Here is a 15,268-nt window from a genome sequence, read left to right as displayed (position 1 = left end):
AATGAGTGGTGAGTTTGCGTACGGAGCGCGGAACCGCTTGAAATTAAAGAAATGAGCCCCACCTCGGGCGCATACATATCATTGACATGCTGTTGAGGCAAATACGAAGAGAGGTGACGGGATGTCGGACACGTTGCAGCGACTTGTTATCTTACATACGAACGATTTGCATAGCCATTTTGAACAGATGCCCAAAATCAGCGCTTACTTCGATCGTGTTCGCAGGTTGTGGCCGCCGGATCAGGTGCTGACGCTCGATATTGGCGACCACATGGATCGGATGCGTCCGGAGACGGAAGGCACGCATGCGATTGCCAATATCGAAATCATGAATGCGACGGGCTATGATGCCATGGTGATTGGCAACAACGAAGGGCTTACCTTTACGCCGGAGTGGCTGCGAGGCGTGATCCGAGAGCACGCGCGTTTTCCGCTTATCGGCAGCAATATTCTGGAAAGTGCCACGGGCGAGACGCCGGACTGGATGGTGCCGAGTCTGATCCTCGAGCGGTCGGGCCTGCGGATCGGCCTGATCGGCGTCACCGCGCCGTATCAGGATTACTACGGCCTGCTCGGCTGGCAGGTGACGGATCCGATGCAAGCCGTTGCCGCTTATGCGCAGCAGCTCCGGCCAGAAGTCGATCTGCTCATCGTCATGTCGCATCTCGGCCTGCGGATGGATCAGCGGATGGCGGAGGAGCTTGATGGCATTGACCTGATTCTGGGCGGGCATACGCATCACTTGCTGGAGGAGCCGCTGTACTTGGGCGGCACCTATGTATGTGCGACCGGCAAGTTCGGCCAATACGCCGGTCACGTGGAACTGGCGTACGACCCGGCGCAGCGCCGGATCGTCGAGATGAACGGCCGCGTCATCCCGATGACGGACGGCCGCGAAGAGGACAGCAGCATTACGACGCTGCTGGATCATTTTCGCATCGCCAGCCGCGCGGCGCTGGACGAGGAAGTCGCGCAGCTGCGGCAGCCGCTGCGCCTCGATTGGTACGGCGAATCCCCCCTGGGCAACTTGCTTGCCGCCGGGATTCGCCGCTGGACCAGCGCCGACATCGGGCTGGTCAACAGCGGGCAGCTCCTTCAGTCCCTGAAGGAGGGCCGTCTTACGCGGGGCAGACTCCTCGAAATCTGCCCCGGGCCAATCAATCCGTGCCGCTTGCTGCTGCGCGGCTCGGACCTCCTGCAAGCGCTCGAAGAGTCGCTGCTTGACGAGTTCATGGAGAAGCCGATCCGCGGCTTCGGCTTCCGGGGCGAGGTGCTGGGCGTGCTGAGCGTGGACGGCTTGACCGTCCAGGTGGACAGCGCTCGCGCACCTTACGAGCGGGTGCTCGCCGTGTACGTCGGCGAGGCGCCGCTGGAGCCGAACCGATCGTACGTTGTCGGCACGATCGACATGTTCACGTTCGGCTCAGGCTATTTGTCCCTGAGCCGTGGGGAGCAGATTACGTATCTGCTCCCGGAATTCATCCGCGACGTGCTCGCGTCGCAGCTGCAGGATGAAGCGCTGATCGCGGAGGCGCATCGCGCGAGGTTCGAAGATGTTGCTAGAAACAGCGGGAAAAAGGTAGAATAGAAGGCGGAATAGGAAGTTGAAGACAGCCATATCAAGTAGGGGGATAACATGCATACTATTTTTGAAGCGATCGTCATCGGGATCGTGGAAGGGTTGACCGAGTTTTTGCCCGTCTCTTCGACGGGGCATATGATTTTAACACAAAGCTTGCTGGGCACGCATGACGATGCCGTGATGAAAACATTTGACTTTGTAATCCAATTGGGAGCGATCATGGCGGTCGTCCTCATTTACTGGAAACGCATCTTATCGTTGTTCGGGCTTGTCAAACGCAGATCGGAAAGCAAGCACGGCAGAAAGCTGAACCTGCTGCACATCCTGATCGGCATTTTGCCGGCAGGGGTAATTGGCGTGCTGTTCAACGATGTCGTCGATGAAAAGCTGTTTAATTCCACGACGGTGCTCATCGGGCTCGTGCTGGGCGGGATTCTGCTGATCATTGCCGAAAGTCGCAAAGAAGCGCCAACGACAACCGTACTTGACGATATTACGTATAAGCAGGCGTTCTTCATCGGGCTGTGGCAGCTCGTCTCCATCTGGCCGGGCTTCTCCCGATCGGGCTCGACCATTGCCGGCGGGATGCTTTCCGGGGTCAGCCGCGCGGCGTCTGCGGATTTCACGTTCATTATGGCGATTCCGATTATGTTCGGAGCTTCGGGGGTATACTTCCTCAAAAATTACGATGCGTTGTCTTCGACCGACTTGCCTTTTTTCATTACGGGCTTCCTTGTCGCCTTCGTCGTCGCGCTGCTCGCAGTGGTCACTTTCATTAAACTGGTGCAAAATATGAAATTAACCTATTTTGCCTACTACCGCTTTGCGGTAGCGATCATTTTCGCCATCTATATGTTCTTCCAATAAAAGCGACAAAACCAGCCGAAAAAGCACCGCTGTATCCTCGAACCGCGTCGAACGACGCGGTTTTTTGTGTTGAACTTTTGTTTAAAATCTATTACATTTAAGTAGAACGTAATGCTCACCTAGGCGGGGGTCCTGAAATGCTGTTAATGCCGATCAACATGTGTCGACCTGGAATGCGGTTGGCGAAGAATATCTACAACGACGATGGTATGGTCCTGTTAGCCGTTAATGTTGAGTTGTCCCAGCGATTGATCGACCGATTGTTTTCCTACGGGATTGACTACATTTACATTGAAGATTCGCGCACAGACGATATCATTCAGAAGGATATCATTCAGGACGAGACAAGAACGAGGGCTGTTACGGAAATTCGCAATACGTTCAAAAAAGTCATGGAAGATTCGAATAAACGCGGGGCCGTCAGTTACTATGATATTGGACGGAACTTTCGCGATGTCATGAAAATGATTATCGATGACCTTAGCGCACATGAAGGCGCGATGGTGATGCTCAATAATATTAATGTGAAAGACAATTACTTGTTCCAACACTCCGTGAACGTCAGCATTTATGCGTTGATGCTCGGCATCAGCTACGGGTACAGCCGGGACAAGCTGGAGGCGCTGGGACTCGGAGCGCTGCTGCACGACATCGGCAAGACGAAAGTGCCGCTTGGCATTCTCCGCAAGCCGTCGCAGCTGACGACGGAAGAATACAACGAGATGAAGAATCATACGACCTATGGTTTTAACATCTTGAGGGAAGAACCGAATATTCCGCTTCTCTCGGCGCATTGCGCTTATCAGCATCATGAACGCATCAACGGCTCCGGATATCCGCGAGGGCTGCACGGAGATGAAATCACTGAATTTGCCAAGTGGATTGGTCTGGTCGATTCCTATGATGCCATGACGACGACGCGTGTCTATCGCCGGCCGCTTCTTCCTCATGAAGCGATGGAACAGCTGTTTACGGGTTCCGGGACGATGTACGATCAAAGCCAAATTGCACTGTTCCGAGATAAGATCGCCATTTACCCGCTGGGAATCATGGTACGTCTGAATACCGGCGAATATGGGATCGTATCAAAATTAAATATCGCGGTTCCGCATCGTCCGATTGTTCGGGTCTTGCAGAATGCTTCCGGCATTGTCCTCAAAGAGCCTTATGAGATTGACTTGTCCAAAAAATTGTCCACATTAATTTCTGAAATTGGGGAAATTAAGGTAGACGATCTCAAACTGGATGTGGATAATCCGACAATCTTAAAATAAATAGAGAAAACAGCGAGAAGAACCTGGGCAACCAGGTTCTTTTTGCAAACGGCCTACGTAACTAGATATGGAAGCGGAAAGGAAGTCGTCCATGAGGGAAACGACCGTAAAAGGCTTATTTTGGCATTGGGGCTACGCGATGTATCGCTTCCGCTGGCTCGTTGTTGTGCTGAGCGTGCTGCTGTTGATCGGGTTTGCCGGATTCGCCCAGAAAACCCCGGGCATGCTGAAGGATAACGGATTCACCCCGAAAGGCAGCGAATCTGATCGAGGGCTTGCGATTATGCGGGATGAGCTTGGCATGTCGCAAACACAGCTGAGCATCGTGTATGAAGGGAAATCATTGAACTTGACCGACAAGGCGAATCAGCAGGCGATTATGGATTCGCTGCAAGACTTGAAACAGCTGCCCTACGTAGCAAGCGTGGCGTTTGTTGCAGCGCCGCGCAGCGAAGGCTTCGCGGATACGCAGGCGGTGGCGGTTTCGCTGAAGCTGGACACCGATCAGGCGCTGGACAAATATCCGGAGCTGAAGGCAGCGGTACATAAGCTTCCGGGGATGAATGTTTACGTGACCGGGGGGCCGGCCATTCTGTACGATATGCAGCAGGCGAGCAAGCATGACATCGCCAAATCGGAGTCGATCGGTCTACCGATTGCGTTAGTTGTCCTGCTTGTGGTGTTCGGGACGCTGGTGGCGGCTTTCGTGCCGATGATCGTCGGTCTCATGAGCGTAACATTTACGCTGGGAATCACGTATTTTATTGCCCAGCATCATTCGTTATCGAACTTCCTGCCCAATATGGTGACGATGCTGGGGCTGGCGGTCGGCATCGATTATGCACTGTTCCTCGTCAGCCGGTTTCGTGAAGAACTGGGCGCTCAGAAGAGCGTCGCGGAAGCTGTTGCGATGACGTGCCAAACGGCCGGAAAATCAATCTTCTTCTCTGGAATCGCCGTATTGATAGGGCTATTCGGAATGCTGTTCGTCAACTTGACGTTCTTCCGTTCGCTGTGTTTGGGTGGAGTCATCGTCGTATCGATCTCGGTGATTGTGGCTAACACGATGCTGCTTGCCGTACTTGGTCTCCTTGGGCACCGCATCAATGCGCTGCAAGTGCTGCCCAAACGGCTGCGGAAAAAGGAGTCTTCGCTCTTCTGGGAGCGCGTCGCCTACGCGGTCATGCGTCGGCCTGTTGCATTGATCGTTATTGTAGGCGGCTTGCTGATCTACAGCATGGTGCCGGTCAGTCATATGAAGCTCAGCGTGCCGAATGCGGAGGTACTGCCGCCTAGCTATGAATCACGCTATGGGGCGGAGCTGATGAAGGAAGCCTATGATGCCCGCGCGATGAATCCGATTCAGATTGTCGCCACCGCCAAGGAGGAAGTGTGGCAGGCCTCGTCGGTTGCGCAGATCCGTGCGCTGACCGATCAGGTGAAGGGCGTGCAAGGCGTTAAGGACGTGCAAAGCATGGTCACTGTGCTTGGCTCTGGCGCGCAGACAGATGCTGAACTTGCGCAGCTGCTGGGAGGCGCGAACGTTCGCGCTTCCCTCGAAGCGAAGCAGCTCGCAAAGGGCCATACAGCGCTAGTGGTTGTGACACCGGACTCACAGCCGGACGATGAGGCGACGGATGCGCTCGTACGTGAACTGAGGAAGCTGGAACAGCCTGGACTTGATCTGGTTGTGACCGGCGGCGCAGCGTACCGGATCGACATTATCGATCGGATTCAGAATGAAATTCCGGTGGTTCTGCTTTTTGTCATGGGCATCACCTACTTCGTGCTGCTGCTGGCTTTCCGCTCGCTCGTGCTGCCGTTGAAAGCGGTGTTGATGAATATGCTGAGTCTCGGCGCAAGCCTAGGCATCGTTGTGCTTGTGTTCCAGCACGGCTATATGGCCGATATGCTGCATATTACGTCGATCGGCTCGGTCAGCGCCACGCTGCCCGTCATTATTTTCTGTGTCGTGTTCGGGATCTCGATGGATTACGAAGTGTTTCTCATTTCAAGAATCATGGAGGAGTACGAGGAAAGCGGCGATAATGATCGGAGCACGGCACAAGGGCTTAAGAAAACAGGCAGTCTTATTACAAGTGCGGCGTTTATTCTGGTCGTCGTTGTGGGATCGTTTATTTTCACGGATATTGAAATCATGAAAGCGCTGGGGCTCGGTCTTGGCCTTGCTGTCCTGATCGACGCCTCGATTGTGCGGGTGATGCTCGTTCCGGCACTGATGAAACTGCTCGGCGATGCGAACTGGTGGGCGCCCAAATGGCTGCGCGTGAAGCCGCAAATCAAGGATACGCCATAGCGGAAAGGAGGCCGTCATACATGACGGTTTCCTTTTTTGTCAATCATAAGTTACAATATAGGGCATAGGTATAGGCAAGAAGCGTAGCGATACGCATGATTAGGAAATGATAGGTCAGGTGTAAACAGCATGAACAGGAACGGAAGTAATGTCATTTTACAAGCGATTACCCCGGAGTACGATCCTTGGGATCCTCTTCGGTCTATGCGTACATATGGCAGGCACGTGCTGACAAGCGTGGAGCTTACCATTACGAATTTATGCAATATGCGGTGCGAGCACTGCGCGGTCGGCGACTCGCTGACGATGTCGGAAGGCCCTCGGATTCCCGTAGCGGACATCTTGCGGCGGTTGGACGAAGTCGAGCATCTTGAGACGCTTTCGCTAACGGGAGGAGAACCTTCCTACCATATTAAAATCGTCAAAGAATACATGCTGCCGATTCTGAAATACGCCAGAGAGCGCGGCATTCGGACGCAAATCAACTCGAATTTGACGTTGGATCTGGCCCGTTACGAGATTCTCGCGCCTTATCTGGACGTGATGCACATCTCGTTCAACTATTTGAATGCGGACGATTTCCATCGGGTCGGCTTCGTGAATTCGGAGCGGCCTGTCGGGCACGTCACGGCTTCAGCGATGTACGAGCGAATGGTGAACAATACGATCGCACTGAGCAAGGGCGGGCTGTATGTCTCGGCGGAGTCGATGATTAACACCCGCACACATGAAAAGCTGCCGCAAATTCACCAGCTTATTCATGAGATGGGCTGTCAGCGCCATGAAGTGCATCCGATGTATGCGAGTTCGTTCGCCGCACATCTGCCGATGGTTACGCTGGAGGAGCTGCGTACGAGCATTCACCGCTTGCTCGACAGCCGTCATCAAGAGATGTGGATGCTGTTCGGCACTTTGCCGTTCTTCGCTTGCAGCGAAGTGGAGGCGGATCGGGAGCTGGTGCGCAGGCTGCGCCAGGAACCGAATGTGACGGTGCGCAACGATCCGGACGGCCGCAATAGGCTGAACGTCTCGACGTTTACCGGCGAAGTGTTTGTGACGGATTTTGCGGACGAACCTCCGCTTGGGAGCATTCATCTCGATGATCTCGACACGATTTTTGCCCGTTGGGAGCATAATCCGCTGAACCAGCGCGTGAACTGCTTCTGCCCTGCGGCTGCCTGCTGCGGACCGAATCTGCTGGTTGCAGATTCGTATTATAAGACGGTGGATTTCAAAAAACGCAAAGCTATCATTTAATTTCTTTTTTGAAGGAGATAGTCCCTGTTGCATACTTCCTTTGACATCGGCTCGATCGTGCTCAATTTGGTTCTCGTGATTGTCTTGGTCTTACTCAACGGCTTTTTCGTCGCAGCGGAATTCGCTTTAGTGAAGGTGCGTCAGTCCCGCCTTCAGCAATTGGTGAACGAAGGCAGCGGAAAAGCCAAGTACGCGAGCAAAGTGACCTCACAATTAGATACGTACTTATCTGCGACGCAGCTCGGCATTACGCTGGCTTCTCTCGGTCTCGGTTGGATCGGGGAGCCTGCGGTCTCAGAGTTGATCATGGAGCCTTTGTTTCATGTGTTAGGACTTGAGACTTCGGTCTACACATCGGCGATTTCCTTTATCGTCTCCTTCGGTTTCATTACGTTCCTGCACATCGTGCTCGGAGAACTGGCGCCGAAATCGTTCGCCATCCAGAAAGCGGAGATTACATCGTTGTGGCTGTCAGCACCGCTGCTTTACTTTTACAAGCTGTTTCGTCCGATTATCTGGCTCTTGAACGGTACGGCGAACAAGTTTCTCTCGTGGATCGGCGTAGAGCCGGCCAGTGAGCATGAAGCCGCCCATACGGAGGAAGAACTGCGCATTCTGATGGACGAAAGCGTCAAAAGCGGTCATATCAATGAAGATGAGATGACGTTATTCGACAATATTTTTGAATTCTCAGATCTGGTCGCCCGCGAAGTGATGCTCCCCCGCACCGATATGGACTGCTTGTATCTCGAAGTCGGCTTTATCGAAAATTTGCGGCACGTTCACGAGACAAAGCATACACGTTATCCCGTTGCTAATCAGGATAAGGACAATATCGTCGGGTTCGTGCATATTGCCGATCTGCTGACGGCCGATCCTGACGTGGAGCAGGATATTCGCAATTTTATCCGCCCGATCCTGAACGTGCCGGAGTCGATGGAAGTGAGCCGCGTGCTCAAACTGATGCAGAAAATGCATTCCCAGCTCGCCATCGTCATTGATGAATACGGCGGCACTGCGGGGCTGTTGACGCTGGAAGACATCATGGAGGAAATTGTCGGTGAGCTTCACGACGAGTTCGATACCGATCGTCCGGGTGTCGAAGTGAAGGACAAATATACGTCCGTCGACGGCCGCGTAATGCTGGAGGACTTGAATGATTTGCTCGATCTGAACATTGTGGATGAGGACGTCGATTCGATCGGCGGTTGGCTCTTCAAGAAAGTCGAAGGCGAGCCTGTCAAAGGACAGAAAATTACTTACGGCGACCATGTATTTGAAATTTCGGAGGTCGACCGTCTGCGTATTTTGCGTATACATATTACGAAGAACAACACCGTGCTGCCTGGAAATGAATAATCGGAGGAGTCCTTATGTCGACGAAAACGACCATACTTTTGCTTCTTGGCGTTGTGGTCTTGTATGGGTTGTTTACAATAGGACTGCCGTTCTTGCTTGCACTCGTGACAGCGATTTTTCTCGATCCGCTGATCGGTTTGCTAGTTCGATGGGCCAAAATGACCCGGTTTATCGCCGCGACGATCATCGGCACGCTGTTCACGTTGGTGCTGCTGGCCCTTATGTATTTTATCGGGATGAACGTCGTGACCGAGCTAATCGAGCTTGGCCGCAAGGCGCCGAATTACATGGATCAGGTCAATCTCTATGTGGATCAGGCCGTTGACCGTACACAGGGCTTCTATAACTCGCTGTCCCCAGAGATGGCGGCACAAGTCCAGACCTGGCTGGAAAAGGGCACGGAAACGCTGACAGGCGCTTTAACCAGCTTTTTGAGCAGTGTATCCGGATTTTTCCTCAATATGGCGAGTAAAATCCCGAATTTTTTCCTGCTGATGTTGATTTATGTAATTGCGTTGTTTTTGACTTTGTACAGCCTGCCGAATATGAAAGCAGCATTCCTCTCTATGTTCGAGGAGACCGCGAGAGTGAAGATGGAGCGGGTGCTGAGCTATTTGCGCGAAGCGATTTTCGGGTTCGTACGGGCGCAGCTGATTATGGCGCTGTTCACCTATATCGTGACGTTTATTGGTCTGCTCGTGCTTCGGGCGGATTATCCTTTGGCGATATCGATGCTGGTGATGATCATGGAATTTGCGCCGATTATCGGAACCGGGCTTGTTTTTATCCCTTGGATGCTCTATCAGTTTCTGGTCGGACATACGGCAATGGGGATCGGGCTGCTGGTGCTGTTCCTGGTGCTGTCGATTATGCGGCGGATCATCGAGCCTAAGGTGCTTAGCGATGCAGTTGGCATCAACTCCTTGGCGGCGCTGATTTCGCTCTACATCGGGTTTGAATGGTTCGGGTTCGCAGGGCTATTTCTCGGTCCGTTGGTCGTCATCATTTATCAATCGCTGCGGAAGTCGGGTGTGCTGCATTTTAATTTCAAATTGGATTGATTCAGGTGAGTCCCTACTCGGGTTGCTGCGGCAATCGGGCGGGGACTTTTGCTGTTTATGCGGTTTTCCGGCGATGAAGTTCGAAAAAGAGTGATTTTGGTCAAGTTCTCCCGCATATAAGAACAGAGAGGTCCTGTAGAGGAGGAGACGTATGTATACGCAATTCAAAAAATGGTATCCCTACATCGGTCCATTCGACCCTTGTCCGCCGATCCGCTGTAAATGGTATAACACCCCGCCGCAACTATATATGACTTTTCAGCCCCCCGGTCTGCCCCAATTCAGTCCGTATGAAGCGCTTCGCACCGGCACGCTGTGGCCTGCGTTGTATGGGCCATACACGCCGAATCTGACTGTAGGAGGGCCTGCCTGATGGAGGAGCGTTCACAAGAGACGCATGCCATGCCGGAGAGCTTTTACAAACAGTTGCACGACCTGCAAGCGGTCGATTTTGTGCTGGTGGAGCTGACGCTGTATCTGGATACCCATCCGAACGACCTTGCCGTCATCCAGCAATACAACCAATTTGCGCAAAAAAGAATGGGCATGGTGCAGCAGTTTGAATTGGAATTCGGCCCGCTCATGCCATTTGGGCACAGCTTTACCAGACAGCCTTGGCAGTGGATCGAGTCGCCTTGGCCGTGGGAAGTATAGGCAAGCGGAGAAAAGGAAGGAGGAAGCGGCATGTGGGTTTATGAGAAAAAGCTGCAGTATCCGGTTCGGGTCAGCAAATGCGATCCGCGCATGGCCAAACTGCTCCTGGAGCAATACGGCGGCGCAGACGGAGAACTGGCGGCCGCTCTGCGGTACTTGAATCAGCGGTATTCGATTCCAGGCAAGGTCATCGGGCTGTTGACGGATATTGGCACGGAGGAATTCGCGCATCTTGAGATGATTGCGACAATGGTGTATAAACTGACAAAAGATGCCACGATGGAGCAGTTGAAAGCCGCGGGGCTGGACGATCACTATGCCGCCCATGACCGAGGACTGTTCTACCAGAGCGCCGGTGGCGTGCCGTGGTCGGCTACATATATCCAGGCCAAAGGGGATCCAATTGCGGATCTGTACGAGGATATCGCGGCCGAGGAGAAGGCGAGGGCGACGTATCAGTGGCTGATCGATCTCACGGATGATGTAGACCTGCAGGATAGCTTGAAATTCCTTCGCGAGCGGGAAATCGTGCACTCCATGCGCTTCCGGGAAGCGGTTGAAATTTTGAAGGAGGATCGAGAGACGAAGAAGATTTTTTGAGTGCACCGGACCGTCGGTGCTTCTGCATGAGGGTGAGAAGATATGGGGAAGAAAGAGGGGGGAACCCCCTCTTTTATTTGCCTTCCAAGCACAAACGAACCAGATCGTCGACGTGCGCGGTGGCCAAGCATTCTACGGTATCGGCGGCACCGTAATAGATTTTGACCTCACCGTCGTCCTCCAGAATCATACCCCCAGGGAAAATCACGTCGTTGCGGAATCCTCCGTCCGTTTCATAGCTCGCTTCCGGCGCAATCAGTGGGTCTTTGTACATGCCGACGATTTTCTTCGGATTCTCCAGGTCGAGCAGCATGATTCCAGCGCAGTAGCGTTTTTTCCAGCTGTCTTCCCAGCCGTTCTTGCCTCGGCTCGGATCGAGGTCAACCGAGTGAAAGGTGGTCAGCCAGCCTTTGGACGTTTTGATCGGCGGGGCGGCAGGGCCGATTTTGTCGTTCGCGTAAGCGACGTGCTCCACGGCGAGCAGCAGATCAGTGTTGCCCCAGTATTTCAAATCGGGGGATTCTGAAATCCACATATCGAACCGATCCTTGCCGCCGCGGCTGTAAACCGGGAACGGGCGCTCCAGTCGTACGTACTTGCCGCCGATTTTTTCAGGGAACAACACCATGTTGCGGTTATCCGGCGCCGTCATATGCAGCACTTCAAACTTTTCAAAATCGTCGGTAACGGCGATGCCGCCGCGGACGCCATGCTTGGTGTCGACGGCAAAGCACATATACACGCGCCCGTCCATGACGGTTAGACGCGGATCGTAGGTGCGGACGATTTCCTCGTCCTGGAGCCCGAAGCAGGGACCCGGCTGCACATCCCAATGAATACCGTCACTGCTGTAGGCAAGTCCGAGGTTCGTGGTCGAGCTTGGCAGCAGCGTGTGCTTCTGGGGATCGCCGTAATCGTTGCGGAATACCATGACATAACGGCCTTGGAATTTGGTTACGCCCGCGTTGAAAACGAGGGCCGGGGCATAAGGCACATCGCCTGCGGTGAGAATCGGGTTAGCTGGATGACGCGTAATGATCGAGCTGGACTTGAGTGCGCCAATGATTGGACTGGACATTGTGTAGCCTCCTTGTGTGTTGGCATGATTAGGTTGCTGATAGCCCTATCATAGACTACAATCAAAAGACAGATAGGACAGTTTCCGGTGAGACTATCCCAATTTTTCGTTACAGGAGCGTGCCGAACGCATGAGCCTATACCCAACCAACAAACATTTGACCGATTATCCTTGGATTCACCCCAGTTTTCCGTTTCATGTCTCGATTAACGAGGTCGTGCGGCATTTTCCACCGCATCGCCACGATTTTCTTGAATTTTCATTGGTCATTGGAGGCTGCGGCGTTGAAATTATCAATGGCGTCCGCCATTCGCTAAAGCCGGGGACGGCGACCTTCTTGCTGCCTTATCAGGTGCATGAGCTGTACGTGGAGTCGTACGAGCCGCTGCGGCTGTACAACTGTATGTTTGACATGGAACTGTTGTATCAATCGCTGGAGGTTGGACCGGGGCTGAAAGAACTTCTGACGGGTGAGGAGCTGTCCGCTCAGGTGCATCTGAATGAGCAGCAGACTGCCTTGCTGGCCGGCGCGTTTGAGGACATGCTGTCCGAATATGCCGGCGGTGAGGTGTGGCGTATGACGCTGCTGAAGCTGAAGCTGTTGGAATCGCTTGCTCGTTTTGACCGGATGCGGAGGAAAGCGGGGGAGCATCAGGTGTGGCCGCCAAGCGGGAATGGCAAAAAGTCCGTATGGCCGATCATACACCATATCCATGCCCATTATAGAGAGCCGCTTACGTTGTCGAGCGTAGCGGAGTTATTCGCGATCAGCAGCTCGTATTTGAGCGAGGAGATTAAGCGGCATACGGGGGCGGGGTTTGTTCGATTTTTGCACGAAATTCGCATTCGCCATGCGTGCAGTTTGCTCTCATCGACGCAGATGCCGGGGATCGACATCGCCATCGAGGTCGGTTTCGGCTCATTTAAATCCTTCTCGCGTATTTTCCGCGAGTTGAAGGCGATGACGCCGGGCGAGTATAGGAAAGCACATGCGTTCCCGCCAGGAGGAACCGTTGGAGGGACGACGGGCGATTTGATTTAAAAAAAGCGGACAACCGATGCCTGAACATTGGTTGTCCGCTTTTTGAATGTATTCATCATTAAGCCAGCATTTGCTTGCCGCGCACCCATACGCCGTCCAGCGCAAGGTCTTCGCTGACGAGCAGCACGTCGGCCTGCTTGCCTGCCGCAAGCGAGCCGTGCGTTGCGCTGAGGCCGAGCTGCCGCGCCGGGTTGCCGCTCGCGAAGCGGCTCGCGTCCTCAACGCTGACGCCGACCTCGCGCACCATAAACCGGAGCGCATCGATCATCGTCAGCGTACTGCCGGCGAGCGCGCCGCCTTCCGTCAAGCGGGCGACGCCCGCAGTGACGGTCACGGCCTGGCCGCCCAGGTCGTATTGGCCGTCGCCGAGCCCGGCGGCGGACATTGCGTCCGTGATGAGCAGCACGCTCTGCGGCGGCTTCGCCAGCGTCACCAGCCGGAGCGCAGCCGGGTGAACGTGAATGCCATCAGCGATAATCTCGGCGCTGATGCGGGCGTCGGTGAGCACGGCACCGACGGTACCGGGTTCGCGATGATGCAAGGGCTTCATCGCGTTGAAGGTGTGCACCGCTTGCGAGAGCCCCGCATCCGCCGCCGCCACGATGTCGGCGTAGGTGGCGTCCGTGTGGCCGCAAGCGGCAACGATGCCGCGATCGCGCAGCCACGCGATCGCCGCCAGGCCCCCTTCGCGTTCAGGGGCCAGTGTCAACTGCTTGATGAGCCCCGGATGGCGCTCATCCCAATCCTGGAGCCAGTCCAGCTGCGGGTCGAGCATCAGCTTGGGGTCTTGCGCCCCGGCCCATTTCGGCGACACGAAAGGGCCCTCCAGATGCACGCCGAGCAGCTGCGCATAAGGCATTTCCTTGCGTGAGTAAGCGTAGATCTCGCCGAGCGCGCGATCAATCGCTTCGCGCGTTTGCGTCATTGTCGTCGCAAGCATGCCGGTCGTGCCGTGCTGTACATGAAACTTCGTGATCGTCTCCAGCGTCTCCGGATTCGCATCCATAAAATCCGCGCCGTATCCGCCGTGCACATGCACGTCGATAAACCCGGGCAGCAGCCAGCGGCCTGCCGCGTCGATCCGTTCGGCAGCCGTGCTTGCCGTCTCCGGCTGCCACGCCGCTTTAGTGCCGACAAAGGCAATGCGACCTTCCGTGGCGTGAAGCACGCCGTCTTCAATCACGCCTTGCTCCGTCACAATACGGGCGCCTGTAATCAGCAGTTCGCTCATTTGAACAGCCTCCCAGCTTCCGCATCCAGCAGTACGACGAGGTGCGGGTGCGTTTGCAGCAGCGTGGCCGGCACTTCCGTCGTAATCGGGCCGGTGAGCGCACGATGAACGATTTCCGCTTTATCGGCGCCGCGGACGATGAGCAGGATGGTTTTCGCTTTTAAAATCGTCCCTACTCCCATCGTCAGCGCATGCGTCGGCACCTCGTCGATGGAGTCGAAGAAGCGGGCGTTCGCTTCGCGCGTTTCCGCTTTCAGCTCGACAATATGCGTGCCGCTGGTCAACGCGTCGTCAGGTTCGTTAAAGCCGATATGGCCATTATGACCGAGGCCGAGGATCTGCAGATCAATTTGCCCGGCTTCCTCAAGCAGGTCGTTGTAGCGCTGGCACTCTGCTTCCAGATCTCCCGCGTTGCCGTTCGGAATATGTGCGGAGCTTGCAGGAAGGTCGATGTGTGAGAACAAATGATGGTTCATATAAGCATGGTAGCTTTCGGCATGATCGATCGGCAGGCCGACATACTCGTCAAGGTTGAACGACGTGACTTGCTTGAAGCTGACGCGTCCCTTATTAAACGTCTTGACAAGCTCCTCGTAAATCCCTACAGGCGTGCCGCCGGTCGCCAAGCCAAGCACCGCTTTCGGCTGCATTTGGACGAGAGAGGTGATAATGCCGGCTCCGGCTTCATTAAGCTCCTGCTGATTCTGAAAAACATGAATGTTCATCAAAGTGTTCCTCGCTTTCGGTGAGTGAAAATGATCGTTTTATTGAATGAAAATTTCATTTTGTTATATAAATACTTCACATTTCAATCATAACTGAATTTATTTCCTACGGCAATAACCATTTTACCCGACTGTGCATTGACTTCTAAGGGTATGTTTGCCATCCTTAATGAAGATCATGACGATTTTTTTCGCATATCAGGACGTATATCCTCGAAGTG

General features: G+C 54.2%; 14 protein-coding genes. 11 read left to right on the top strand and 3 right to left on the bottom strand.

What is annotated here, in order from left to right:
- Nucleotides 1-121 precede the first annotated feature (121 nt).
- From EJQ19_RS12950 to EJQ19_RS12905, 10 genes are all read left to right on the top strand, one after another.
- Nucleotides 122-1,588 (top strand): bifunctional metallophosphatase/5'-nucleotidase, encoded by a 1,467-nt coding sequence (locus EJQ19_RS12950; RefSeq protein ID WP_126141647.1) that lies wholly within the window; start codon nucleotides 122-124, stop codon nucleotides 1,586-1,588.
- A 48-nt stretch (nucleotides 1,589-1,636) separates the two neighbouring features.
- Entirely contained in the window at nucleotides 1,637-2,449 is an 813-nt protein-coding gene (locus EJQ19_RS12945; protein WP_126141646.1) for an undecaprenyl-diphosphate phosphatase, read from the top strand.
- A 137-nt stretch (nucleotides 2,450-2,586) separates the two neighbouring features.
- Nucleotides 2,587-3,723: an HD-GYP domain-containing protein gene (locus EJQ19_RS12940; protein WP_126141645.1), complete on the top strand. Its 1,137-nt coding sequence runs from the start codon at nucleotides 2,587-2,589 to the stop codon at nucleotides 3,721-3,723.
- Nucleotides 3,724-3,814: 91 nt separating this feature from the next.
- On the top strand, nucleotides 3,815-6,040 hold the full coding sequence (locus tag EJQ19_RS12935) for an MMPL family transporter (protein WP_126141644.1): 2,226 nt from the start codon (nucleotides 3,815-3,817) through the stop codon (nucleotides 6,038-6,040).
- A gap of 129 nt (nucleotides 6,041-6,169) precedes the next feature.
- A complete protein-coding gene (yfkAB, locus tag EJQ19_RS12930) occupies nucleotides 6,170-7,297 on the top strand; it encodes a radical SAM/CxCxxxxC motif protein YfkAB (RefSeq protein ID WP_126141643.1) in 1,128 nt (375 codons plus the stop codon).
- Between the two features lie 24 nt (nucleotides 7,298-7,321).
- On the top strand, nucleotides 7,322-8,656 hold the full coding sequence (locus EJQ19_RS12925; protein ID WP_126141642.1) for a hemolysin family protein: 1,335 nt from the start codon (nucleotides 7,322-7,324) through the stop codon (nucleotides 8,654-8,656).
- 14 nt (nucleotides 8,657-8,670) lie between these two features.
- A complete protein-coding gene (gene ytvI / locus EJQ19_RS12920) occupies nucleotides 8,671-9,717 on the top strand; it encodes a sporulation integral membrane protein YtvI (protein ID WP_126141641.1) in 1,047 nt (348 codons plus the stop codon).
- A 151-nt stretch (nucleotides 9,718-9,868) separates the two neighbouring features.
- Nucleotides 9,869-10,090 carry a spore coat associated protein CotJA gene (locus tag EJQ19_RS12915; protein ID WP_126141640.1) on the top strand — a complete coding sequence of 74 codons (222 nt, stop codon included), beginning with the start codon at nucleotides 9,869-9,871 and terminating at the stop codon, nucleotides 10,088-10,090.
- Complete coding sequence (locus tag EJQ19_RS12910; protein ID WP_126141639.1) at nucleotides 10,090-10,371, top strand: spore coat protein CotJB; 282 nt, start codon at nucleotides 10,090-10,092, stop codon at nucleotides 10,369-10,371. Before EJQ19_RS12915 ends, EJQ19_RS12910 begins: the two co-directional genes overlap by 1 nt.
- Before the next feature lie 30 nt (nucleotides 10,372-10,401).
- Nucleotides 10,402-10,971: a manganese catalase family protein gene (locus tag EJQ19_RS12905; protein ID WP_126141638.1), complete on the top strand. Its 570-nt coding sequence runs from the start codon at nucleotides 10,402-10,404 to the stop codon at nucleotides 10,969-10,971.
- A gap of 73 nt (nucleotides 10,972-11,044) precedes the next feature.
- On the opposite strand, the gene EJQ19_RS12900 is transcribed toward EJQ19_RS12905, so the two are convergent.
- Nucleotides 11,045-12,049, bottom strand: coding sequence for a glycoside hydrolase family 130 protein (locus EJQ19_RS12900; protein ID WP_126141637.1), 1,005 nt, complete (start codon nucleotides 12,047-12,049; stop codon nucleotides 11,045-11,047).
- A gap of 130 nt (nucleotides 12,050-12,179) precedes the next feature.
- Here EJQ19_RS12900 and EJQ19_RS12895 point away from each other — a divergent pair, with 130 nt between their 5' ends.
- Nucleotides 12,180-13,091 carry an AraC family transcriptional regulator gene (locus tag EJQ19_RS12895; RefSeq protein WP_126141636.1) on the top strand — a complete coding sequence of 304 codons (912 nt, stop codon included), beginning with the start codon at nucleotides 12,180-12,182 and terminating at the stop codon, nucleotides 13,089-13,091.
- A gap of 58 nt (nucleotides 13,092-13,149) precedes the next feature.
- Here the strand turns inward: EJQ19_RS12895 and nagA are convergent, their stop codons facing one another.
- Both nagA and nagB read right to left on the bottom strand, forming a co-directional pair.
- The gene (gene nagA / locus EJQ19_RS12890) at nucleotides 13,150-14,322 is read right to left on the bottom strand and encodes an N-acetylglucosamine-6-phosphate deacetylase (RefSeq protein ID WP_126141635.1); all 1,173 of its coding nucleotides are present in this window, start codon (nucleotides 14,320-14,322) and stop codon (nucleotides 13,150-13,152) included.
- Nucleotides 14,319-15,047: a glucosamine-6-phosphate deaminase gene (nagB, locus tag EJQ19_RS12885; protein WP_126141634.1), complete on the bottom strand. Its 729-nt coding sequence runs from the start codon at nucleotides 15,045-15,047 to the stop codon at nucleotides 14,319-14,321. Before nagB ends, nagA begins: the two co-directional genes overlap by 4 nt.
- Nucleotides 15,048-15,268: the final 221 nt, after the last annotated feature.

The sequence above is a fragment of the Paenibacillus whitsoniae genome (genome assembly GCF_003955665.1).
GTDB classification, from domain to species: Bacteria; Bacillota; Bacilli; order Paenibacillales; family NBRC-103111; genus Paenibacillus_E; species Paenibacillus_E whitsoniae.
The sequence above is the reverse complement of the archived record's forward strand: the minus strand, read 5'-3'. Positions and strand labels throughout refer to the sequence as shown.